Source organism: Streptomyces sp. NPDC037100, assembly GCF_055606225.1.
The window spans coordinates 16,890-39,377 of record NZ_JBVJSX010000005.1; the positions used below are offsets into that span (position 1 = coordinate 16,890).

Consider the following 22,488-nt stretch of genomic DNA (forward strand, 5'->3'; position numbering starts at 1 on the left):
GACGTGCCGACTTCCCAACTCCCGTGCGGATCCCTACCGTCCGGGGTTCATGAGTCCCCCAGTCGCGCCCCCGGGCTGGAGCCGCTGGCTCGTTCCGCCCGCCGCTCTCTCCGTCCATCTCTCCATCGGCCAGGCCTACGCCTGGAGCGTGTTCAAGCCGCCCTTGGAGTCCGCGCTCGGCCTCAGCGGCACGCAGAGCGCGCTGCCCTTCCAGCTGGGCATCGTCATGCTGGGTCTGTCCGCCGCGTTCGGCGGCACGCTCGTGGAACGCAACGGCCCGCGCTGGGCGATGACCGTCGCCCTGATCTGCTTCTCCTGCGGCTTCCTGCTCTCCGCGCTGGGCGCGTCCCTGGAGCAGTACTGGCTGATCGTGTTCGGCTACGGTTTCGTCGGCGGCGTCGGTCTCGGCATCGGCTACATCTCGCCCGTCTCCACGCTGATCAAGTGGTTCCCGGACCGGCCCGGCATGGCCACCGGCATCGCCATCATGGGCTTCGGCGGCGGCGCGCTCATCGCCTCGCCCTGGTCGGCCCAGATGCTGGAGTCGTTCGGCGGTGACAGCTCCGCCATCGCCCTCGCCTTCCTGGTGCACGGGCTGTCGTACGCGGTGTTCATGCTGCTGGGTGTGCTGCTGGTCCGGGTGCCTCGTACCGAGAAGCCCGTGGCGAGCGGGCCGAGTGTTCTTGCCGGCCCGCAGGTCTCCGCGAACCAGGCGCTGCGCACCCCGCAGTTCTGGCTCCTGTGGATCGTGCTCTGCATGAACGTCACCGCCGGCATCGGCATCCTGGAGAAGGCCGCGCCGATGATCACGGACTTCTTCGCGGACACCTCCACCCCGGTGTCGGTGACCGCCGCCGCCGGTTTCGTCGCGCTGCTGTCCGCGGCGAACATGGCCGGCCGTATCGGCTGGTCCTCCACGTCCGACCTCATCGGCCGCAAGAACATCTACCGCGTCTACCTGGGTGTCGGCTCCCTGATGTACGCCCTCATCGCCCTGTTCGGCGACTCTTCCAAGCCGCTGTTCATCCTGTGCGCGCTGGTCATCCTCTCCTTCTACGGCGGTGGATTCGCCACGGTTCCCGCCTATCTGAAGGATTTGTTCGGTACGTACCAGGTCGGTGCCATCCACGGGCGGCTGCTCACCGCCTGGTCCACGGCCGGGGTGCTCGGCCCGCTGATCGTGAACTGGATCGCCGACCGGCAGGAGGAGGCGGGCCGGCACGGCGCGTCCCTGTACGGGCTGTCCTTCGTGATCATGATCGGGCTGCTCGTCGTGGGCTTCGTCGCCAACGAGCTGGTCCGGCCCGTCGACCCCCGCCACCACGTCCCCGCCCCGAAGGAGGCCGCCCATGTCGAGCGACAGCAGTCAGAGTCCGCCTAGCCCGGACCGGCGGTGGCTGATCGCCCTCGCCTGGGTGTGGGTCGGCGTACCACTCGCCTACGGGCTGTACGAGCTCGTCCGCAAGGCCACCCAGCTGTTCACCGGATAGGCGCGGGTGTGCCCGGTGGGTGGTCGACAGGTGTCCGGGCGTCCGAGGTCCTGACCGAAGCTGACAACCCCGGCGCCTGTTTCCTGTCGCCTTGGCTGCCGTCGTACCCGTGAGTCACTGATCAGACTGGTGGATCCGCTACCCAAGGCAACGAGGGGGATCCACCCAATGAACGGCTCGCGCATCGCCGCCGTCGGCCACTACCAGCCCGCCAAGGTGCTCACCAACGAGGACCTGGCGGGCCTGGTGGACACCAGTGACGAGTGGATCAGGAGCCGGGTGGGCATCCGCACGCGTCACATCGCCGGCCCCGACGAGCCGGTCGACGAACTGGCCGCCCACGCCGCCGCCAAGGCCCTGGCCGCAGCCGGACTGACCCCGGCGGACATCGACCTGGTGCTGGTCGCCACCTCCACCGCCGTCGACCGCTCGCCCAACACGGCCGCCCGGGTCGCGGCACGCCTGGGCATTCCGCAGGCCGCCACCATGGACCTCAACGTGGTGTGCGCCGGGTTCACCCACGCCCTGGCCACCGCCGACCATGCCGTCCGCGCGGGGGGTGCGAGCCGGGCGCTGGTCATCGGGGCCGACAAGATGTCCGAGGTGACCGACTGGAGCGACCGCAGCACGTGCGTGCTCGTCGGGGACGGGGCCGGGGCGGCGGTGGTGGAGGCCGCGGGCGAGGCGGCCATCGGGCCGGTGCTGTGGGGCTCCGTGCCAGAGATGGGCCACGCGGTGCGGATCGAGGGCACCCCGCCGCGCTTCGCCCAGGAGGGCCAGAGCGTCTACCGCTGGGCCACCACACAACTCCCGCCCATCGCACGCCGGGCCTGCGAGCGGGCCGGGCTGGAGCCGGCCGACCTCGCCGGGGTCGTACTGCACCAGGCGAACCTGCGCATCATCGAACCCCTCGCGGAGAAGATCGGCGCCGTCAACGCGGTCGTCGCGCGCGATGTCACGGAGTCCGGCAACACCTCGGCCGCGAGTATCCCGCTGGCCTTCTCGAAGCTGGTCGAGCGGGGGGCGATCACCACGGGCGACCCGGTGCTGCTGTTCGGCTTCGGCGGGAACCTGTCGTACGCCGGGCAGGTCGTGCGCTGCCCGTGAGCGGCAGAGCGGTGTGACGCGGTCAACTCCCCGGAACCCTGGCTCTTGCGGGCCGTAGACTGTAGACGAAAGACAATCAATACTGACTCTGCGGCGACACCGGCTCGCGCCGTGTTGTGCACGGCCCTGCCGAGGAGGGGGACCGCGATGCTGTCGACAGGCCTGCCCCAGGGGGCGGTACCCAAGCTGGAACGCCCGGGTCCGCTGCGCGACCGTGTCTACGAGGCACTGCTCGAACTCATCACCACCCGTGCGCTGCAGCCCGGCCAGCATCTCGTCGAGAGCGAACTCGCCGGCCATCTCGGCGTCTCGCGGCAGCCGGTGCGCGAGGCGCTGCAGCGGCTCAACACCGAGGGGTGGGTCGATCTGCGGCCCGCCCAGGGCGCGTTCGTGCACGAGCCGACGGAAGAGGAGGCCGACCAGCTCCTCACGGTCCGTACGCTCCTGGAGGCCGAGGCGGCCCGGCTCGCGGCGGCGGGCGCGAACAGCGCGGGCATCGCCGCCCTGGAAGCGCTGTGCGCGGAGGGCGAGAAGGCCGTCGAGGCCGACGACGTGGACGGGGCCGTCGCCATGAACGCCCGCTTCCACGCCAAGATCATGGAGCTCGCCGGCAACGCGGTCCTCGCCGAACTCGCCGCCCAGGTCGACCGGCGCGTGCGCTGGTACTACACGCCGGTGGCCCGTCGGCGCGGTCACCAGTCATGGATCGAGCACCGCGAACTCATCGCCGCGGTCGCCGACCGGGACGAACAGCGCGCCACCCAGCTGATGCGCGCACACACCGAGCACACGCGGCGCTCGTACCACGCGCGTTCGCGTGCGTAGCACCGCTGCGCGTCCGTAGCGCCGCCACGCCTGCCCTGTGCTGCGGGGCAGGCGTGGCGGCTTCTTTGTCCACTGAGTGGAAAAAGTGGGGGGCAATTCCTGCGAGACTTCTTCCCACCCCCGGCAGCCACTGCTACGTTCCCTCCGAAAGCAAGCCACCGCGGTGGCGGGAACCCGGCGCGGACAGGCCGATCGAGGCGGGGAGGGGCTCGTGAGACGCATGACCGCACGACCCGGAAACGCCCACCAGGCCCGACTGCTCAAGCTGTTGCGTGACGGCGGCCCCAACTCCCGTGCCCAGCTGGGCGACCAGGTCGATCTCTCGCGGTCCAAGCTGGCCGTGGAGGTGGACCGGCTGCTGGAGACGGGGCTGGTCGTAGCCGACGGACTCGCCGCCTCGCGCGGCGGCCGCCGCTCCCACAACATCCGGCTCAACCCCGAGCTGCGCTTCCTCGGCGTCGACATCGGCGCGACCTCGGTCGACGTCGCCGTCACCAACGCCGAACTGGAGACCCTCGGACACCTCAACCAGCCCATGGACGTGCGCGAAGGCCCCGTCGCGGTCTTCGAGCAGGTCCTCGCCATGGCCGCGAAACTGAAGGCCTCCGGGCTCGCGGAAGGGTTCGACGGCGCCGGCATCGGCGTCCCGGGCCCGGTCCGCTTCCCCGAGGGCATCCCGGTGGCACCGCCGATCATGCCCGGCTGGGACGGCTTCCCCGTGCGGGAGGCGCTCAGCCAGGAGCTCGGCTGCCCGGTCATGGTCGACAACGACGTGAACCTGATGGCGATGGGGGAGCAGCACGCGGGCGTCGCGCGCACGGTCGCCGACTTCCTCTGCGTCAAGATCGGCACCGGCATCGGCTGCGGCATCGTCGTCGGCGGTGGGGTCTACCGCGGCACGACGGGCAGCGCCGGCGACATCGGGCACATCCAGGCCGTCCCCGACGGCCGCCCCTGCGCCTGCGGCAATCGGGGCTGCCTGGAGGCCCACTTCAGCGGAGCCGCCCTGGCCCGCGATGCCACGGAAGCCGCCCAGCAGGGGCTTTCGGCCGAACTGACCTCGCGGCTGGAGACGAACGGCGGTCTCACCGCCGTCGACGTCGCCGCCGCGGCCGCCGCCGGTGACGCCACCGCCCTCGATCTGATCCGCGAGGGCGGCAACCGCACCGGCCAGGTCATCGCCGGCCTGGTCAGCTTCTTCAACCCGGGCCTGGTGGTGATCGGCGGCGGGGTCACCGGCCTCGGTCACACCCTGCTCGCCGCGATCCGCACCCAGGTCTACCGCCAGTCGCTGCCGCTGGCGACCGGCAATCTGCCCATCGTCCTGGGCGAGTTGGGCCCCGCCGCCGGAGTGATCGGCGCGGCCCGGCTCATCAGCGACCACCTGTTCTCTCCCGCATAAGCGCACTCCAGTACGCCAGCACCACGCTTTCGGTACCGAGCTCTGCTCTGCCCTGCCCTGACACCGGCCCACCCGCCAAGGGGAATCAGCATGGCACCAGAACCACCGCTGCTCAGCATGTCCGGCATCACCAAGTCGTTCCCCGGAGTCCGGGCCCTCGACGGCGTCGACCTCGACGTCCAGGCCGGCGAGGTGCACTGCCTGCTCGGCCAGAACGGGGCCGGCAAATCCACCCTCATCAAGGTGCTGGCCGGCGCCCACCAGCCCGACACCGGCCGGCTCCGCTGGCGCGGCGAGGAGGTCACGCTCCGCTCGCCGATCGCCGCCATGCGCCTGGGCATCGCCACCATCTACCAGGAACTCGACCTGGTGGAGCACCTGTCGGTCGCCGAGAACGTCCATCTCGGGCACGAGCCGACCGCCGCGGGATTCGTCGTCCGGGGCAAGGCGGCCAAGGCGTCAACGGCCGCTCTTCTGAAACGACTTGGTCATCCCGAGATCGATCCGGCCCGGCTCGTGGGGGAGCTGTCGGCGGCGCAGCAGCAGATCGTGTCCATGGCGCGGGCGCTCTCCCACGACGTGCGGCTCATCGTGATGGACGAGCCGTCCGCCGCCCTCGACCCGGACGAGGTCGACAACCTCTTCCGCATCGTCGGGGACCTGACCGCGGCCGGAGTCGCCGTCGTCTACATCTCCCACCGCCTGGAGGAGATCCGCCGCATCGGTGACCGGGTGACGGTGCTCAAGGACGGACGGGCCGTCGCGCACGGGCTCCCGGCGAAGTCGACGCCGACCCGCGAGGTCGTCGCGCTGATGACGGGCCGCAAAGTCGAGTACGTCTTCCCCGACCGGCCCGTCTCGCCGCCACCCGGCGAACCCGTGCTGACAGTCCGAAAGTTGTCCAGGCAAGGGGAGTTCGAGCCCTTGGACCTGGAGGTCCGACCGGGCGAGATCGTCGGCCTCGCCGGACTCGTCGGCTCGGGCCGCTCCGAGATCCTGGAGACCGTCTACGGCGCCCGTAAACCGACGGCCGGTCAGGTTCTGGTCGAGGGAAGGGCGTTGCGGCCGGGCAGCGTACGCGCCGCCGTCCGGGCCGGACTCGGACTCGCCCCCGAGGAACGCAAGGCGCAGGCCCTGCTGATGCTGGAGTCCGTCACCCGCAACGTGTCGGTCTCCTCCATGTCCCGCTTCTCGCGCGGAGGCTGGATCGACCGGGGTGCCGAACTCGGTGCCGCCCGGGCCGCCACCCGCGAACTGTCGCTCCGGCCGGACAACCCGTCCGTGCCCGTGCGCACCCTGTCCGGTGGCAACCAGCAGAAGGCCGTACTGGCCCGCTGGCTGCTGCGCGGCTGCAAGGTGCTGCTGCTCGACGAACCCACCCGCGGCGTCGACGTGGGCGCCCGCGCCGAGCTCTACGCGGTCATCCGCAGGCTCGCGGACGAGGGCCTCGCCGTGCTGCTGGTCTCCAGCGAGGTGCCCGAAGTGCTCGGCCTCGCCGACCGCGTGCTGGTGCTGCGCGAGGGCCGGGTCGTGCACACGGCCCCCGCGCGCGAACTCGACGAACACCGCGTACTCGACCTGGTCATGGAAGGAAGCCCGGCGTCATGACGCAGCCCGTCTCCCCGCCGCGGGACGCCACCGCGAAGGTGCCCGAGGCCCGGCCCCCGGCCTGGCGCGGCCTGCTGGCCCGCGCCGACGTCCGCACCCTCTCCCTGCTCGGCGTGCTCGCCGCGCTGATCGTCGTCGGCGGCATCACCAAGCCCGACGAGTTCCTCGACACCCGCAATCTGCAACTGGTCCTCACCCAGGCCTCCGTGGTCGGCGTCGTCACCGTCGGCATGACCTTCGTCATCGTCTCCGGCGGTATCGACCTGTCGGTCGGCGCGATCGTCGCCCTCGCCTCGGTGTGGGCCACCACGGTCGCCACCCAGGAGTACGGCTTCGCCGGCATCCTCTTCACCGCGATCGTCGTCGGAGTCGGCTGCGGCCTGGTCAACGGGGTGCTCATCGCCTACGGCTCGATGGTGCCGTTCATCGCCACCCTCGCCATGCTGGCCTCCGCCCGCGGCCTCGCCCTGCAGATCACCGACGGCAAGACACAGATCGTCACCGTGTCCTCGGTCCTGGACCTGGGGGAGCGCGACGCCTACGTCCTCGGCATCCCGCCCCTGGTCATGGTGTTCGCCGTCGTCACGGTCATCGGCTGGCTGGTGCTCAACCGCACCACCTTCGGCCGCCGCACGGTCGCGGTCGGCGGCAACCCGGAGGCCGCGCGGCTCGCCGGTATCGACGTCCGCCGCCAGCGGCTCTACCTCTACCTGCTGTCCGGGCTGTGCTGCGGCATCGCCGCCTTCCTGCTGATCGTCCTGTCCGGCTCCGGCCAGAACACCAACGGCAACCTCTACGAACTCGACGCCATCGCCGCCGCGATCATCGGCGGCACCCTGCTCACCGGCGGCCGCGGCACCATCACCGGCTCCGTGCTCGGCGTCCTGATCTTCTTCACGATCACCAACATCTTCGCCCTGAACAACCTGCAGAGCGACGTCCAGCAGATCGCCAAGGGCGCGATCATCGTCGCCGCCGTGCTGGTCCAGCGCCGTACCGCGAGCACGACCTGAGGAAAGGGTTCCCCGCCATGCCAGAGATCACGAGCCGCAGAGGGCTGCTCTTCGGGGCCGCCGCCGTCTCCGCCGGTGCCCTCCTCACGGGGTGCACGAGCAACGAGCCGTCCGAGTCCAAGGACGAGCCGGCCGGCAACGACCAGCCGGCCGCCGACGACAAGCCCGGCAAGCAGGTCACCATCGGCTTCGCCGGCCCGCAGGCCGACCACGGCTGGCTCAACGCCATCAACGACAACGCCAAGAACCGCGCCGAGAAGTACTCCGACGTCACCCTGGAGATCACCGAGGGCTCCAACGACACCGCCCAGCAGATCGGCCAGATCGAGACCCTCATCAACAAGAAGGTCGACGTCCTGGTCGTGCTGCCCGCCGACGGCAAGGCCCTCACCCAGGTCGGGCTGAAGGCCATGCGCGCCGGTATCCCGGTCGTCAACCTCGACCGGATCTTCAACACCCCGCAGGCCTACCGCTGCTGGATAGGCGGCGACAACTACGGCATGGGCCTCAACGCCGGGCACTACATCGGCGAGAAGCTCAAGGGCAAGTCCGGCGCCCGCGTCATCGAACTGGCGGGCCTGGACAACCTGGAGCTCACCAAGCAGCGCACCCAGGGCTTCGACGACGCCCTGAAGAACTACCCCAACATCAAGAAGGTCGCCCGGCAGGCCGCCGAGTTCACCGTCGAGTCCGGGCAGGCCAAGATGGCCCAGCTGCTCCAGGCCCAGTCGAAGTTCGACGCGCTGTGGAACCACGACGACGACCAGGGCGTGGGCGCCCTGCGAGCCATCGAGCAGGCCGGGCGCGACGACTTCCTGATGGTCGGCGGCGCCGGTGCGCTCTCCGCCTTCCAGGCCATCAAGCAGGACGGCGGTGTGCTCAAGGCGACCGTGCTGTACCCGCCGACCATGGCCGCCTCCGCGATCGACCTGGCCCGCGCCCTCGGCCAGAGCAAGGGCATCGGGGGCCTCGCCGAGTTCGAGATCCCGTCGTCGCTCACCCTCTACTCGGCCGTCGTCGACAAGACCAACGTCGACCAGTACATGTCCACCGGCTTCAAGTGAGCCACCCCGCACCCCCCACGTGCGCCACCCCGACCAGGACGAGGAGGACACCCGTATGGGACAGCCGCAGGAGCAGCCGGAGGGGACCGAGGCAGGCAAGCCACCCCTGCGTGTGGGGATGGTGGGCTACGCCTTCATGGGCGCCGCCCACTCCCAGGGCTGGCGCACCGCGGGCCGCGTCTTCGACCTGCCGCTGAACCCCGTGCAGGCGGTGATCTGCGGCCGGGACGGCGCCGCCGCCCGGGCCGCGGCCGACCGGCACGGCTGGGAGTCCACCGAGACCGACTGGCGGGCCCTCGTCGAACGGGACGACGTCGACCTCGTCGACATCTGCACCCCGGGCGACAGCCACGCCGAGATCGCGCTGGCCGCCCTGGCCGCGGGCAAGCACGTCCTGTGCGAGAAGCCGCTCGCCAACACCGTCGCGGAGGCCACCTCGATGGCGCTGGCGGCCGAGGAGGCCCACGCGCGCGGCAAGGTGGCGATGGTCGGCTTCAACTACCGCCGGGTCCCCGCCGCCGCCTTGGCCCGCCGCATGGTCGCCGAGGGCCGCCTGGGCAGACTGCGGCACGTGCGCGTGACGTACCTCCAGGACTGGCTGGTCGACCCCGCGTTCCCGCTGACCTGGCGGCTGCGCAGGGAGCAGGCCGGCTCGGGCTCGCTCGGTGACCTGGGGGCGCACATCGTCGACCTCGCGCAGTATCTGGTGGGGGAGCCGCTGGCGGGCGTCTCCGCGCTGACGGAGACCTTCGTACGGGAGCGGCCCCTGCCCACCGGCCCCACGAGCGGGCTGTCCGCCGTCACCTCCGCCGGCACCGGGCAGGTCACCGTCGACGACGCCGCCCTGTTCACGGCCCGCTTCCTCTCCGGTGCACTGGCCTCCTTCGAGGCCACCCGCTACGCCACCGGCCGCAAGAACGCCCTGCGCATCGAACTCAACGGGGAGCGCGGCTCGCTCGCCTTCGACCTGGAGCGGCTGAACGAGCTGTCCTTCCACGACGCCACCGCGCCGGGCGCGGAGGCGGGCTTCCGACGGATCCTCGTCACCGAACCCGACCACCCCTACATGGACGCCTGGTGGCCGCCGGGCCACGGCCTCGGCTACGAGCACACCTTCGTCCACCAGGCCCGCGACCTCGTCCACGCCATCGCCGAGGGCCGCCGCCCCGAACCCTCCTTCGCCGACGGGCTGCAGGTGCAGCGTGTGCTGGCGGCGGTCGAGGAGAGCGCCGAGAAGAACTCCGTCTACACGCCGATCTCGGTCTGAGGAGGCCATGAGGATGCCGCGCACCTTCACCCTGTTCACCGGCCAGTGGGCGGACCTGCCCCTGGAGGAGGTCTGCCGCCTGGCCCGCGACTTCGGCTACGACGGCCTGGAACTCGCCTGCTGGGGAGACCACTTCGAAGTCGACAAGGCGCTCGGTGACCCGTCGTACCTGGACGGCCGCCGGGCCCTGCTCGACAAGTACGGCCTGAAGTGCTGGGCCATCTCCAACCACCTCGTCGGCCAGGCCGTCTGCGACGCCATCATCGACGAACGCCACCAGGCCATCGTGCCGGGTCAGGTGTGGGGCGACGGAGACCCCGAAGGAGTCCGGCAGCGGGCCGCGGACCGCATGAAGGACACCGCCCGGGCCGCGGCGGCCTTCGGCGTCAACACCGTCATCGGCTTCACCGGCTCCGCCATCTGGCACCTGGTCGCCATGTTCCCGCCCGCGCCCGAGGCGATGATCGAACGCGGCTACCAGGACTTCGCCGACCGCTGGAACCCGATCCTGGACGTCTTCGACGCCGAGGGCGTGCGGTTCGCGCACGAGGTCCACCCCAGTGAGATCGCCTACGACTACTGGACCACCCAGCGGGCTCTGGAAGCCGTCGGCCGGCGCCCCGCCTTCGGCCTCAACTTCGACCCCAGCCACTTCGTGTGGCAGGACCTCGACCCGGTCGGCTTCCTGTGGGACTTCCGCGACCGGATCTACCACGTCGACTGCAAGGAGGCCCGCAAGCGCCTCGACGGACGCAACGGCCGCCTCGGCTCCCACCTGCCCTGGGGCGACCCGCGGCGCGGCTGGGACTTCGTGTCCGCCGGGCACGGTGACGTCCCCTGGGAGGACGTGTTCCGCATGCTGCGCTCCATCGACTACGCGGGCCCGGTCTCCATCGAGTGGGAGGACGCCGGCATGGACCGGCTCCAGGGCGCCCCCGAGGCGCTGACGCGCCTCAAGGCCTTCGACTTCGAACCGCCCAGCGCGTCCTTCGACGCCGCGTTCAACAGCTGAACAGCGCGCCCGGCGCTGGTCGGGAGCGGGGACCGGCGGCATCGCCGATCCCCCCTCCGGCCTGCGCGGATCCCGCTTTGTCCTGAGGCGGGGGGAAGTTCGACCGAGTCGGTCGCAAGGGGTGTTCGCCCCGGACGGACGCGGTTACCGTCCTTGATGTGTTCAGGACACACACACCTCCGGGGTGCCGGCGCGCCCCGGCGCCCGCACCGCACGCTACGCACCCGCCCCGTACGGCCCACCCCGTTCCCGGAGGGACTTCGTGCACAGAATGAGACCCGGAAGCACCCGCGGCCCCAGGCGGCCCGGACTGCGCACCACCGTCGCCCTGTTCACCGGCCTGCTCCTCGCCGTCGGCACCCCGGCCACCGTCGCCGGCGCCCACCCCGGACACCCGGAACACGACGAACCCGCAGCCGCGGAGGGCCAGTTCCAGCAGGTGCCGCTCGCCAAGGGCGAACCCGAGACGGGCGAGCCCATGTCGCTCGCCGTGCTCCCCGACCGCAGCGTTTTGCACACCTCGCGCGACGGCACGCTGCGCCTCACCGACCAGGGCGGCGTCACCAAGATCGCCGGCAAACTCGACGTCTACAGCCACGACGAGGAAGGCCTCCAAGGCGTCGGGATCGACCCGGACTTCAAGAACAACCGGGCGATCTACCTCTACTACGCCCCGCCGCTCGACACCCCCGCGGGCGACGCCCCCGAGACCGGCACTGCCGACGACTTCAAGAAGTTCGACGGCGTCAACCGCCTCTCCCGCTTCGTCCTCAACCCCAACGGCACGCTGAACCTGTCCAGCGAGAAGAAGGTCCTGGACGTCGCGGCCTCCCGGGGCATCTGCTGCCACGTCGGCGGCGACATCGACTTCGACGCGGACGGCAACCTCTATCTGTCGACCGGTGACGACACCAACCCCTTCGCCTCCGACGGCTTCACACCCATCGACGACCGGCCGGGCCGCAACCCGGCCTTCGACGCCCGCCGCAGCTCCGCCAACACCAACGACCTGCGCGGCAAGATCCTCCGCATCAAGGTCGCCGAGGACGGCTCGTACACGGTCCCGGAGGGCAACCTCTTCGCTCCCGGCACGGAGAAGACCCGCCCCGAGATCTACGCGATGGGCTTCCGCAACCCGTTCCGGATGAGCGTCGACGACAAGACCGGCACCGTCTACGTCGGCGACTACGGCCCGGACGCCGGCGCCGCCGACCCCAAGCGCGGCCCCGGAGGGCAGGTCGAGTTCGCCAAGGTGACCAAGCCCGCCAACTTCGGCTGGCCCTTCTGCACCGGCGACAACGACGCCTACGTCGACTACGACTTCGCCACCAAGGAATCCGGCGAGACGTTCGACTGCAACGCCCCGAAGAACACCTCGCCGCACAACACGGGCCTCACCGACCTGCCGCCCGCGCAGGCCGCCTGGATCCCGTACGACGGCGGATCCCTGCCCGAGTTCGGCAACGGCTCCGAGTCCCCGATGGCGGGCCCGGTCTACCGCTACGACCCCGCGCTGAACTCCAGCGTGAAGTTCCCGGAGTCCTACGACGGGGACTTCTTCGCCGGTGAATTCGGCCGCCGCTGGATCAAGCGGATCGAGGAGAACGCGGACGGTTCCGTCGCGAAGATCAACGACTTCCCGTGGACCGGCACCCAGATCATGGACATGGAGTTCGGCCCCGACGGCGCGCTCTACGTCCTCGACTACGGCGTCTCCTGGTTCCAGGGGGACGAGAACTCCGCGTTGTACCGGATCGAGAACGCCGAGGACGGCTTCTCACCGATCGCCGAGGTGAGCGCCGACAAGACCTCCGGAGCGGCCGGCCTGAAGGTGAAGTTCACCGCCTCCGCCAAGGACGCCGACTCCCCGAACCTCACCTACAGCTGGGACTTCGGCGACGGCACCAAGGGCGAGGGCCTCACCCCCACCCACAGGTACAAGAAGGTCGGCACCTACAGCGCGACCTTCACCGCCAAGGACCCCGAGGGCAACACCGGCAACGCCAGCGTCCGGATCGTGGTGGGCAACACCGAGCCCAAGGTGACGATCGAGACCCCGGGCAACGGCAGCATGGCCGCCTTCGGCAAGCCCGTCCCGTTCAAGGTGAAGGTCACCGACCCCGAGGAGACGGTCGACTGCTCCAAGGTCAAGGTCACCTACAGCCTCGGCCACGACTCGCACGCCCACGAGCTGACCAGCGAGATGGGATGCGAGGGCACCCTGACACCGCCTCCCGGTGACGGCGGCCACGACCCCAACGCCAACATCTACGGCGTCGTCGGCGCCGGCTACACCGACGGCGGGGCGAACGGCCAGGAATCCCTGACCGGCACCGCCCGCACCGTGCTCCAGCCGCTGCACCGCCAGGGCGAGCACTTCACCACCCAGTCCGGCGTGTCGGTCATCGACAAGACCGGCGCCAACGGCGGCAAGACCGTCGGCGACATCAACGACGGCGACTGGATCTCCTTCAGCCCCTACCGGTTCGACGGGCAGAAGAAGATGACCGTGCGGGCCTCCTCCGGCGGCGCGGGCGGCTTCATCGAACTGCGCACCGGCTCGCCCGACGGACCACTGCACGGCTCGGCGTACATCCCGCCCACCGGCGGCTGGGAGACGTTCCAGAACGTCGACGTGCCGCTGCGGTCGCTGCCGAAGAAGACCACCGACATCTACCTCGTCTTCAAGGGCGGCGAGGGCGCGCTCTACGACGTGGACGACTTCGAGTTCTCCAAGGAGCCGTTCAAGGGCGGCAAGAAGGTTCTGGTCTTCTCCAAGACCGCCGGTTTCCGGCACGACTCCATCCCGGCGGGCATCACCGCCCTGAAGGAACTCGGCGGCCCGGCCGGCATCACGGTCGACGCGACCGAGGAGGCCAGGCAGTTCACCACGACCAACCTCGCCAAGTACGACGCGGTGGCCTTCCTGTCCACCACGGGTGACGTGCTGAACGCCGAGCAGCAGAAGGCGTTCGAGAACTACGTGGCCGGCGGTGGCGGGTACATGGGCATCCACGCGGCTGCCGACACCGAGTACGACTGGGCGTTCTACGGCGGCCTCGTCGGGGCCTACTTCGACTCGCACCCGGCCATCCAGAAGGCCACCGTCCGCGTCGAGGACCACGACCACCCGTCGACCGCGCACCTGGACGACGCCTGGGAGCGCACCGACGAGTGGTACAACTACCGCACCAACCCGCGGGAGAAGGCCAAGATCCTCGCCACCCTGGACGAGACCACCTACCAGGGCGGCACCATGAAGGGCGACCACCCGATCGCCTGGTGCCAGAGCTACGGCGGCGGCCGGTCCTTCTACACCGGCGGCGGCCACACCAAGGAGTCCTACGCCGACGCTGCCTTCCGGGCCCACCTGCTCGGCGGCCTGCAGTACGCCACCGGCCAGGTGAAGGCGGACTGCAAGCCCGGCAAGGACCACCGGAAGATCTTCAACGGCCAGACCCTGGACGGCTGGAAGCAGGCCGGACCCGGCAAGTTCGTCGTCAAGGACGGCGTGATGGAGTCCGAGGGCGGCATGGGCCTGCTCTGGTACCAGGCCAAGGAGCTGAAGTCGTACTCGCTCAAGCTCGACTGGAAGATGCGGGGCGACGACAACTCCGGGATCTTCGTGGGCTTCCCCGCCTCCGACGACCCCTGGTCCGCGGTGAACAAGGGCTACGAGATCCAGATCGACGCCACCGACACGGCCGACCGCACCACGGGCTCCGTCTACTCCTTCAAGTCGGCGAACATCAAGGCCCGTGACCAGGTCCTGCGGCCGCCCGGCCAGTGGAACTCCTACGAGATCAAGGTCCAGGGCGAACGCCTCCAGGTGTTCCTCAACGGAGTCAAGATCAACGACTTCACCAACAAGGACCCCCAGCGGAGCCTGACCGACGGCTACATCGGCCTGCAGAACCACGGCGCCGACGACCATGTCTCCTTCCGCAACATCCAGTTGAAGGAACTGCCCACCACGGGCGACTGAACGGCGGCGGGCGGGGGACGCCGGACCCCCGCTCGCCGTCTCCGCATCTCCCCCCAGGGCTCGCGCACGATCAGGAGGCTGCCCATGTCCGCGTCCCTCTCCCGACCGCGTGCGGGGGTGTGGCTCATCGGAGCGCGAGGCTCCGTCGCCACCACCGTCGTCACGGGCTGCGCCGCCGTCACCGCGGGACTGCACCCGCCCACCGGCATGGTGACCGAAACACCGGCGTTCACCGACAGTGGCCTGCCCGCGCTGTCCGGCCTCGTCTTCGGCGGCCACGACACCCTCGACTGCCCCCTGCCCAAACGCGCCGAGTCCCTGACCGCCGGCGGAGTCCTCCCACCCGGCGTGGCCACCGCGGTCGCCGCCGAACTCGCCGCCGCCGACCGCGAGATCAGGCCCGGCGGCCCCGCCCCGGGGGACACCAGGAGCGAGCCCGAACTGATCACGGCCTTCGCCGACGACATCCGCGACTTCATGCGCCGCCACGAGCTGGAGCGGGCCGTCGTGGTGAACGTCGCCTCCACCGAACCCGCCTCCCCGGGGCCCGACGCTCCGCTGCCGGCCAGCACCCTGTACGCGCTGGCCGCCCTGCGCGCGGGCTGCCCCTACGTCAACTTCACCCCCTCCGAGGGCATGCACCACCCGGTCGCCGCCCGAGAGACCGAGCGCAGCGGCCTGCCCCACGCCGGCCGGGACGGCAAAACCGGGCAGACCCTGTTGCGGGCCGTCCTCGGCCCGATGTTCGCGCAGCGCGCGCTGACGGTCCGGGCCTGGTCGGGTACGAACCTGCTGGGCGGCGGCGACGGCGCCGCCCTCGCCGACCCGGCCGCCGCCGCGGCGAAGAACGCCGGCAAGGAACGCGTTCTCGCCGACACCCTCGGCGCCGTCCCCGAGGGCGAGGTCCACATCGACGACGTCCCGGCCCTCGGCGACTGGAAGACCGCCTGGGACCACATCGCCTTCGACGGTTTCCTCGGCACCCGCATGATCCTCCAGACCATCTGGCAGGGCTGCGACTCGGCCCTGGCCGCACCTCTGGTGCTGGACCTGGCCCGCCTGACCGCCCGCGCCCACGAGGCGGGGCTGTCCGGCCCGCTCGGCGCTCTCGGCTTCTACTTCAAGGACCCGGTGGGCGACGGGCCGTCGGGGCTGGCCGAACAGTTCGGCGAACTGGTCCGTTTCGGGCGGAGCCTGGGGGAGCCCGACGCGGAGGGCCGCGGCACTCGGGCGGCGCGGGGCACGCAGGAGACAGGGGGAGCCCTGTGACGCTGCGCGGGCGCCTCGGCGGATGCTCCTACGGGACTCCCACGGCCACCCCGGGAGACACCGCCGCCGCCACGGCCCCCCAGGCACGCACCGGCGGATCCCGCCGACGCCACGCCTGGGCCGAACTCCTGCGCCTGCCTGCCTTGTTCAGCGTGCCCGGCGACGCCCTGGCTGGCACGGCGGCAACCGGCGCACCCCCCAACTCCCGCACCCTGCTCGCCATCGCCTCCTCCCTCTGCCTGTACGAGGCCGGCATGGCCCTCAACGACTGGGCCGACCGCGACATCGACGCCGTCGAAGGCCCGCACCGCCCCCTGCCCTCCGGCCGCATCCGCCCCGCCACCGCCCTCACGGCGGCCGGAGCCCTCACCGGAGCCGGACTGGCCCTGGCCGCCCGCGCGGGCCGCCCCGCCCTGGCCGTCGCCGTCCCCCTGGCGGCGACCGTCTGGGCGTACGACCTCGGTCTGAAACACACGCCCGCGGGCCCCCTCGCCATGGGCACGGCCCGCGGCCTCGACCTGCTTCTGGGAGCCGCGGCCACGACGGGCAGTACACGACCGGCCCTGCCCTCCGCCGCACTCCTCGGCACCCACACCCTGGCCGTCACCACGGTCTCCCGCCAGGAAGCACAGGGCGGCTCGCCCTTGCCCCCGCTGGCAGCCCTCGCAACGACCGCGCTGCTCACCCGACTGGTGACACACCGCTCCGCTGCCTCCGCGAGAGGCCGCAGGCAGGCAACCGCCCACGCGCGGACGGGCCCCCGAGCTCCCTGGCGCCCGGGCCAGGAGCCCGCGGCACTGCTCACCACCGCCCTCGGAGCCGCCTACGCCGCGACGACCGCCCGCCCCTACGTCCACGCCGTCTTGAACCCCTCACCTCCCCTCACCCAACGCGCCGTCGGCGCCGGCGTCCGCGCCACCATCCCCCTCCAGGCCGCCCTCACCGCCCGCTCCCGGGGCACGGCCACCGCCCTCCTCATCGCAGCCCTCGCCCCCCTCGGAGCCCGGTTCGCGAAGAAGGTGAGCGTCACATGAGCCCCGAGGCCAACGCCCACACCCCCAAGAGCCGTGCCGGCGCCGTCCCCTCCCTCCGCTTCGGCTACGGCACCAACGGTCTCGCCGACCTCCGGCTCGACGACGCCCTCGCCCTCCTCGCCGACCTCGGCTACGACGGCGTCGGACTGACCCTCGACCACATGCACCTCGACCCGCTCGCCCCCGGCCTCGCCGCCCGCACCCGCCGGGTCGCGCACCGGCTGGACGAACTCCAACTGGGCGTCACCATCGAGACGGGCGCCCGCTATGTGCTCGACCCGCGCCGCAAGCACGGCCCGTCCCTGCTGGACCCCGACCCTGACGACCGGGCCCGCCGCGCCGACCTCCTCGTGCGGGCCGTCCGGGTCGCCGCGGACCTCGGCGCGCACGCCGTCCACTGCTTCAGCGGGGTCGTCCCGCAGAGCACCGACACGGACACCGCGTGGAAACGCCTCACCGAGACCCTCGCCCCCGTCCTGGACGCCGCCGCCTGCGCGGGCATCCCGCTCGCCGTCGAACCCGAGCCGGGCCACCTCCTGGCCACCCTGGCCGACTTCCACCACCTCCGCAGCGCCCTCGGCGACCCCGGCCCCCTCGGCCTCACCCTGGACATCGGCCACTGCCAGTGCCTCGAACCCCTATCTCCGGCCGACTGCGTGCGGGCCGCCGCCCCCTGGCTACGGCACGTCCAGATCGAGGACATGCGGCGCGGTGTCCACGAGCACCTTCCCTTCGGAGACGGAGAGATCGACTTCCCCCCGGTCCTGGCGGCCCTCGCCGCCACCGGCTACCAGGGCCTGACCGTCGTCGAGCTGCCCCGCCACTCCCACGCCGGCCCGCACTTCGCCGCGCACTCCCTCCCGTTCCTCCGCCACGCCGAGCGGACCGCGGCCACGGCGTCGCCTGCTTCCGCTCCGGCCCTCCAGCAGGCCGCGCCACCCCACGGCGCTCCCTCCACCACCCATGAGGGGAGCAGCACCAGATGACCCAGCCCCGAGCCACCCCAGCGGCGAGCACCGAGAGCACCGACAGCACTGAGAACACCGAGAGCACCGAGAACACCCAGGACGCCCAGAGCCCCGAAGAGCCCGACCGGGCTGCCCAGGACCCCGGCGACGCCCGCACCCGCGCCCGCCTCCCCACCCGGGACACCGCCCCCACCCCCTCGCTCACCGACCTCCGCCACCACCTCACCACCCACCTCGACCCGCCCGCCCGCACCTGGCTCGAACGCGCCCTCGACGAGGCCGCCGCACACCCCGGCCTCCACGGACCCATCTCCGTCTGGGAGCTGCGCCTCGCCGAAGCCGGCCGGCGCTGCGGCCCCGCGCACGCCGACGCCGCACGCGTCCTCATCCTGGACGCGGCCCGCGCCGACGCCGACGCCCTGACCCGGGTGTACTTCCAGGGCACCGCCGACGAACGCCGAGCCGTACTGCACGCCCTGCCCCACCTCGTGTCCGGCCCGGGCGCCCTCCCGCTGATCGAGGACGCCCTGCGCACCAACGACACCCGGCTCCTCAGCGCCGCGGTCGGCCCCTACACCGCCCGGCACCTGACCGCCCACGCCTGGCGGCACGCCGTGCTGAAGTGCCTGTTCGCCGGGGTCCCGGTCGATGACGTGGCGGACCTGCCCCGGCGCGCCGGCGGCGACGGCGAACTCGCCCGCATGCTGGTCGACTACGCCGCCGAACGCACCGCTGCCGGCCGCACCGTCCCCGAGGACCTGTACCGCGTCCTGGACCTGACCGAGTCCGTCACCCCGGCCCCCGGCACGGACCACCCCCACGGCAAGGAGTCCTGATGCGCATCTTCGACCCCCACATCCACATGACGTCCCGGACCACCGACGACTACGAGGCCATGTACGCCGCCGGTGTCCGCGCCCTCGTCGAACCGTCCTTCTGGCTCGGCCAGCCGCGCACCTCGCCCGCCACCTTCCGTGACTACTTCGACTCCCTCCTCGGCTGGGAGCCCTTCCGCGCCGCCCAGTACGGCATCGCCCACCACTGCACGATCGCCCTCAACCCCAAAGAGGCGAACGACCCCCGCTGCCTGCCCGTCATCGACGAACTGCCCCGGTATCTCGTCAAGGACAACGTCGTGGCGGTCGGAGAGATCGGCTACGACTCCATGACCCCCGCCGAGGACACCGCCCTCGCCGCGCAGCTCCAGCTCGCCGCCGACCACGGCCTGCCCGCCCTCGTGCACACCCCGCACCGCGACAAACTCGCCGGACTGCGCCGCACCCTCGACGTCGTCCGGGAGTCGGCACTGGGACCGGAGCGGGTCCTCGTCGACCACCTCAACGAGACCACCGTCAAGGAGGCCCGGGACAGCGGCTGCTGGCTGGGCTTCTCCGTCTATCCCGACACCAAGATGGACGAGGAACGCATGGTCGCGCTCCTGCGCGCCTATGGCACCGAGCAGGTCCTGGTGAACTCCGCCGCCGACTGGGGGAAGAGCGACCCCCTCAAGACGCGCAAGGTCGGCGACCTCATGCTGGCGGAGGGCTTCGACGAGGACGACGTCGACCAGGTGCTGTGGCGCAACCCCGTCGCCTTCTACGGGCTCAGCGGACGCCTGAACCTCGACGTCACCGGCACGGGAACCACCCACGAGGGCAACTCCGTCCTCCGCGGCGTCCCGAAGGACCCGCACGAGCCGGACACCGGCCCCGGCACACCGGCCCGTGTCCCCGCCGCGGAGGCGTGAGCCATGCGCTTCCGCCACCCCGACGGCTCCGTCGTCCACCTCGCCTACTGCACCAACGTCCACCCGGCCGAGACCCTGGACGGGGTCCTCGCCCAGCTCCGCGACCACTGCGAGCCCGTCCGCCGGCGCCTGGGCCGTGACCGACTGGGCATCGGGCTGTGGCTCGCCAAGGACGCCGCACACGCCCTCGTCACCGACCCGTCCGCCCTGCGCGGCCTGCGCACCGAGCTCGACCGGCGCGGCCTCGAGGTCGTCACCCTCAACGGCTTCCCCTATGAGGGCTTCGGCGCCGAGGAGGTCAAATACCGCGTCTACAAGCCGGACTGGGCCGATCCGGAGCGCCTCGACCACACCACCGCCCTGGCCCGCGTCCTCGCCGGTCTCCTCCCGGACGACGTCACCGACGGGACCATCTCCACGCTGCCCCTCGCCTGGCGCACGGCGTACGACGGCACCCGCGCGGAGACCGCCCGCACCGCGCTGCGCACACTCGCCGAACGCCTCGACGCCCTCGAGGAACTGACCGGCCGCTCCATCCGCGTCGGCCTGGAACCGGAACCCGGCTGCGTCGTCGAGAGCACCCACGACGCCATCGCCCCGCTCACCGCGATCGGCCACCACCGCATCGGCATCTGCGTCGACACCTGCCATCTCGCCACCTCCTTCGAAGATCCGCACACCGCCCTGGACGCGCTCACCGCAGCCCGCGTCCCCGTCGTCAAATCCCAGCTCTCCGCCGCCCTGCACGCCGAGCACCCCCATCTCCCCGAGGTGCGCGAAGCACTGGCCGCCTTCGCCGAACCCCGCTTCCTGCACCAGACCCGCACGGCGACCGCCGCCGGCCTGCGCGCCACCGACGACCTCGACGAGGCCCTCGCCGGACACGCCCTGCCGGACGCCTCACCCTGGCGCGCCCACTTCCACGTCCCGCTGCACGCGGCCCCCGCCGCGCCCCTCACCTCCACCCTCCCGGTCCTGAAAACCGCACTGACCCGGCTGGTCGGCGGCCAGGTCCCGCTCACCCGCCATCTGGAGGTCGAGACCTACACCTGGCAGGCCCTTCCGCCCGAGCTGCGCCCCAAGGGCCGCACCCAGCTCGCCGAGGGCATCGCCGCCGAACTCTCCCTCGCCCGCGACCTGCTGACGGACCTCGGCCTGAAGGAGCTGCCATGAGCACCGGCCCCCATGAGCACCCCGACCCGGCCGTCACTCAAACGCCCGCCCCGCTTCCGGCGGCCACGGACCACCCCACCCCGCTCCTCGTGCTCGACGTCGTCGGCCTCACCCCCCGCCTCCTCGACCACATGCCCCACCTCAAGGCGCTCGGCCAGTCCGGCTCCCGCGCCCCGCTGGGCACCGTCCTGCCCGCCGTCACCTGTGCCGCCCAGTCCACGTTCCTCACCGGCGCCATGCCCTCGGAGCACGGCATCGTCGGCAACGGCTGGTACTTCCGCGAACTCGGCGACGTCCTGCTGTGGCGCCAGCACAACGGGCTCGTGACCGGCGACAAACTCTGGGACGCCGCCCGTCGCGCCCACCCCGGCTACACCGTCGCGAACATCTGCTGGTGGTACGCCATGGGCGCCGACACCGACATCACCGTCACCCCCCGCCCCGTCTACTACGCCGACGGCCGCAAGGAACCCGACTGCTACACCCGCCCGGCCGCGCTCCACGACGAACTCACCGACAGGTTCGGCACGTTCCCCCTGTTCCACTTCTGGGGCCCCGGAGCCGACCTCGTCTCCAGCCGGTGGATCATCGACGCCACACGCCACATCATCACCACCCGGCACCCCGACCTGACGCTCTGCTACCTCCCTCACCTCGACTACGACCTGCAGCGCTTCGGCCCCGACGACCCGCGCTCCCTGAAGGCGGCCGCTGACCTGGACACCGCCCTCGCTCCGCTGCTGGACGACGCCCGCGCCGAGGGCCGTACCGTCGTCGCCCTGTCCGAGTACGGCATCACCCGCGTGAACCGGCATGTCGACATCAACCGCGCCCTGCGCCGGGCCGGCCTGCTGGAGGTGCACACACAGGACGGCATGGAGTACCTCGACCCGATGGCGTCGCGTGCCTTCGCGGTCGCCGACCACCAGATCGCCCATGTCTATGTGCGCCGCCCCGAGGACCTGGACGCCACCCGGGCCGCCCTCGACGGTCTGCCCGGCATCGAGCAACTCCTCGACGACGAGGGCAAGAAGGCCCATCACCTCGACCATCCGCGCGCCGGCGAGCTCGTCGCCGTGGCGGAAGCCGACGCCTGGTTCACGTACTACTACTGGCTCGACGACGAGCGCGCGCCCGACTTCGCGCAACTGGTCGAGATCCACCGCAAACCCGGGTACGACCCGGTCGAACTCTTCATGGATCCCCTCGACCCCTACGTCAAGGTCAAGGCGGCCACCGCACTGGCGCGCAAAAAGCTCGGCATGCGCTACCGCATGGCGGTCGTGCCCCTGGACCCCTCACCTATTCGCGGCAGCCACGGCCGCCTACCGCAGAGCGACGACGACGGTCCGCTCCTCATCTGCTCCACCCCCCGCGCTGTCGGCGACCGTGTCGCGGCCACCGATGTGAAGTCACTGCTGCTCCGACTCGCCGGTCTCGCCTGAGGCCAGAGCCCTCAGCACCGACCGCTCACAAGTGAAGCACTCACCACTGACAACGCCCCGCGATCACGAGGAGTTCCCC

General features: G+C 71.5%; 18 protein-coding genes. All 18 read left to right on the top strand.

Annotated elements, in window-relative coordinates; translation table 11 throughout:
- The first annotated feature begins 49 nt into the window (after positions 1–49).
- The 18 genes from ACZ7EG_RS17535 (at position 50) to ACZ7EG_RS17620 (ending at position 22,409) form a co-directional block, all read left to right on the top strand.
- Complete coding sequence (locus tag ACZ7EG_RS17535; protein ID WP_471078909.1) at positions 50–1,381, top strand: OFA family MFS transporter; 1,332 nt, start codon at positions 50–52, stop codon at positions 1,379–1,381.
- Positions 1,350–1,490: an MFS transporter small subunit gene (locus ACZ7EG_RS17540; protein ID WP_167526639.1), complete on the top strand. Its 141-nt coding sequence runs from the start codon at positions 1,350–1,352 to the stop codon at positions 1,488–1,490. The genes ACZ7EG_RS17535 and ACZ7EG_RS17540 overlap by 32 nt, the downstream gene beginning before the upstream one ends.
- Before the next feature lie 168 nt (positions 1,491–1,658).
- Complete coding sequence (locus ACZ7EG_RS17545) at positions 1,659–2,597, top strand: beta-ketoacyl-ACP synthase III (RefSeq protein ID WP_471078912.1); 939 nt, start codon at positions 1,659–1,661, stop codon at positions 2,595–2,597.
- A 147-nt stretch (positions 2,598–2,744) separates the two neighbouring features.
- Complete coding sequence (locus ACZ7EG_RS17550; protein WP_471078915.1) at positions 2,745–3,422, top strand: GntR family transcriptional regulator; 678 nt, start codon at positions 2,745–2,747, stop codon at positions 3,420–3,422.
- A gap of 220 nt (positions 3,423–3,642) precedes the next feature.
- On the top strand, positions 3,643–4,824 hold the full coding sequence (locus tag ACZ7EG_RS17555; protein WP_471078918.1) for an ROK family transcriptional regulator: 1,182 nt from the start codon (positions 3,643–3,645) through the stop codon (positions 4,822–4,824).
- Between the two features lie 90 nt (positions 4,825–4,914).
- Positions 4,915–6,432: a sugar ABC transporter ATP-binding protein gene (locus tag ACZ7EG_RS17560; RefSeq protein WP_471078921.1), complete on the top strand. Its 1,518-nt coding sequence runs from the start codon at positions 4,915–4,917 to the stop codon at positions 6,430–6,432.
- A complete protein-coding gene (locus ACZ7EG_RS17565; RefSeq protein WP_471078924.1) occupies positions 6,429–7,445 on the top strand; it encodes an ABC transporter permease in 1,017 nt (338 codons plus the stop codon). Before ACZ7EG_RS17560 ends, ACZ7EG_RS17565 begins: the two co-directional genes overlap by 4 nt.
- Before the next feature lie 17 nt (positions 7,446–7,462).
- A complete protein-coding gene (locus ACZ7EG_RS17570; protein ID WP_471078927.1) occupies positions 7,463–8,509 on the top strand; it encodes a substrate-binding domain-containing protein in 1,047 nt (348 codons plus the stop codon).
- 55 nt (positions 8,510–8,564) lie between these two features.
- Entirely contained in the window at positions 8,565–9,776 is a 1,212-nt protein-coding gene (locus ACZ7EG_RS17575; protein WP_471078930.1) for a Gfo/Idh/MocA family protein, read from the top strand.
- 13 nt (positions 9,777–9,789) lie between these two features.
- The gene (locus ACZ7EG_RS17580) at positions 9,790–10,788 is read left to right on the top strand and encodes a sugar phosphate isomerase/epimerase family protein (RefSeq protein WP_471078933.1); all 999 of its coding nucleotides are present in this window, start codon (positions 9,790–9,792) and stop codon (positions 10,786–10,788) included.
- Between the two features lie 271 nt (positions 10,789–11,059).
- Positions 11,060–14,773, top strand: coding sequence for a ThuA domain-containing protein (locus ACZ7EG_RS17585; RefSeq protein WP_471078936.1), 3,714 nt, complete (start codon positions 11,060–11,062; stop codon positions 14,771–14,773).
- Between the two features lie 84 nt (positions 14,774–14,857).
- The gene (locus ACZ7EG_RS17590) at positions 14,858–16,042 is read left to right on the top strand and encodes an inositol-3-phosphate synthase (protein WP_471078939.1); all 1,185 of its coding nucleotides are present in this window, start codon (positions 14,858–14,860) and stop codon (positions 16,040–16,042) included.
- A gap of 2 nt (positions 16,043–16,044) precedes the next feature.
- Complete coding sequence (locus ACZ7EG_RS17595) at positions 16,045–17,076, top strand: SCO3242 family prenyltransferase (RefSeq protein ID WP_471080364.1); 1,032 nt, start codon at positions 16,045–16,047, stop codon at positions 17,074–17,076.
- On the top strand, positions 17,073–18,062 hold the full coding sequence (locus tag ACZ7EG_RS17600; protein WP_471078942.1) for a sugar phosphate isomerase/epimerase family protein: 990 nt from the start codon (positions 17,073–17,075) through the stop codon (positions 18,060–18,062). Before ACZ7EG_RS17595 ends, ACZ7EG_RS17600 begins: the two co-directional genes overlap by 4 nt.
- The gene (locus ACZ7EG_RS17605; RefSeq protein WP_471078945.1) at positions 18,059–18,880 is read left to right on the top strand and encodes an EboA domain-containing protein; all 822 of its coding nucleotides are present in this window, start codon (positions 18,059–18,061) and stop codon (positions 18,878–18,880) included. The genes ACZ7EG_RS17600 and ACZ7EG_RS17605 overlap by 4 nt, the downstream gene beginning before the upstream one ends.
- Positions 18,880–19,791: a TatD family hydrolase gene (locus ACZ7EG_RS17610; RefSeq protein WP_471078948.1), complete on the top strand. Its 912-nt coding sequence runs from the start codon at positions 18,880–18,882 to the stop codon at positions 19,789–19,791. The genes ACZ7EG_RS17605 and ACZ7EG_RS17610 overlap by 1 nt, the downstream gene beginning before the upstream one ends.
- Positions 19,792–19,794: 3 nt before the next feature.
- Positions 19,795–20,964, top strand: a complete 1,170-nt coding sequence (gene eboE / locus ACZ7EG_RS17615) for a metabolite traffic protein EboE (RefSeq protein WP_471078951.1) — start codon at positions 19,795–19,797, stop codon at positions 20,962–20,964.
- On the top strand, positions 20,961–22,409 hold the full coding sequence (locus ACZ7EG_RS17620) for a nucleotide pyrophosphatase/phosphodiesterase family protein (protein ID WP_471078954.1): 1,449 nt from the start codon (positions 20,961–20,963) through the stop codon (positions 22,407–22,409). The genes eboE and ACZ7EG_RS17620 overlap by 4 nt, the downstream gene beginning before the upstream one ends.
- The last annotated feature ends 79 nt before the right edge of the window (positions 22,410–22,488 follow it).

Coding starts and splice junctions, on each gene's coding strand:
- ACZ7EG_RS17575 (WP_471078930.1), top strand. CDS start 8,565: ATGGGACAGCCGCAGGAGCAGCCGGAGGGGACCGAGGCAGGCAAGCCA.
- ACZ7EG_RS17605 (WP_471078945.1), top strand. CDS start 18,059: ATGACCCAGCCCCGAGCCACCCCAGCGGCGAGCACCGAGAGCACCGAC.
- eboE (WP_471078951.1), top strand. CDS start 19,795: ATGCGCTTCCGCCACCCCGACGGCTCCGTCGTCCACCTCGCCTACTGC.
- ACZ7EG_RS17580 (WP_471078933.1), top strand. CDS start 9,790: ATGCCGCGCACCTTCACCCTGTTCACCGGCCAGTGGGCGGACCTGCCC.
- ACZ7EG_RS17570 (WP_471078927.1), top strand. CDS start 7,463: ATGCCAGAGATCACGAGCCGCAGAGGGCTGCTCTTCGGGGCCGCCGCC.
- ACZ7EG_RS17600 (WP_471078942.1), top strand. CDS start 17,073: ATGAGCCCCGAGGCCAACGCCCACACCCCCAAGAGCCGTGCCGGCGCC.
- ACZ7EG_RS17550 (WP_471078915.1), top strand. CDS start 2,745: ATGCTGTCGACAGGCCTGCCCCAGGGGGCGGTACCCAAGCTGGAACGC.
- ACZ7EG_RS17555 (WP_471078918.1), top strand. CDS start 3,643: ATGACCGCACGACCCGGAAACGCCCACCAGGCCCGACTGCTCAAGCTG.
- ACZ7EG_RS17585 (WP_471078936.1), top strand. CDS start 11,060: ATGAGACCCGGAAGCACCCGCGGCCCCAGGCGGCCCGGACTGCGCACC.
- ACZ7EG_RS17560 (WP_471078921.1), top strand. CDS start 4,915: ATGGCACCAGAACCACCGCTGCTCAGCATGTCCGGCATCACCAAGTCG.
- ACZ7EG_RS17590 (WP_471078939.1), top strand. CDS start 14,858: ATGTCCGCGTCCCTCTCCCGACCGCGTGCGGGGGTGTGGCTCATCGGA.
- ACZ7EG_RS17620 (WP_471078954.1), top strand. CDS start 20,961: ATGAGCACCGGCCCCCATGAGCACCCCGACCCGGCCGTCACTCAAACG.
- ACZ7EG_RS17540 (WP_167526639.1), top strand. CDS start 1,350: ATGTCGAGCGACAGCAGTCAGAGTCCGCCTAGCCCGGACCGGCGGTGG.
- ACZ7EG_RS17545 (WP_471078912.1), top strand. CDS start 1,659: ATGAACGGCTCGCGCATCGCCGCCGTCGGCCACTACCAGCCCGCCAAG.
- ACZ7EG_RS17535 (WP_471078909.1), top strand. CDS start 50: ATGAGTCCCCCAGTCGCGCCCCCGGGCTGGAGCCGCTGGCTCGTTCCG.
- ACZ7EG_RS17610 (WP_471078948.1), top strand. CDS start 18,880: ATGCGCATCTTCGACCCCCACATCCACATGACGTCCCGGACCACCGAC.
- ACZ7EG_RS17565 (WP_471078924.1), top strand. CDS start 6,429: ATGACGCAGCCCGTCTCCCCGCCGCGGGACGCCACCGCGAAGGTGCCC.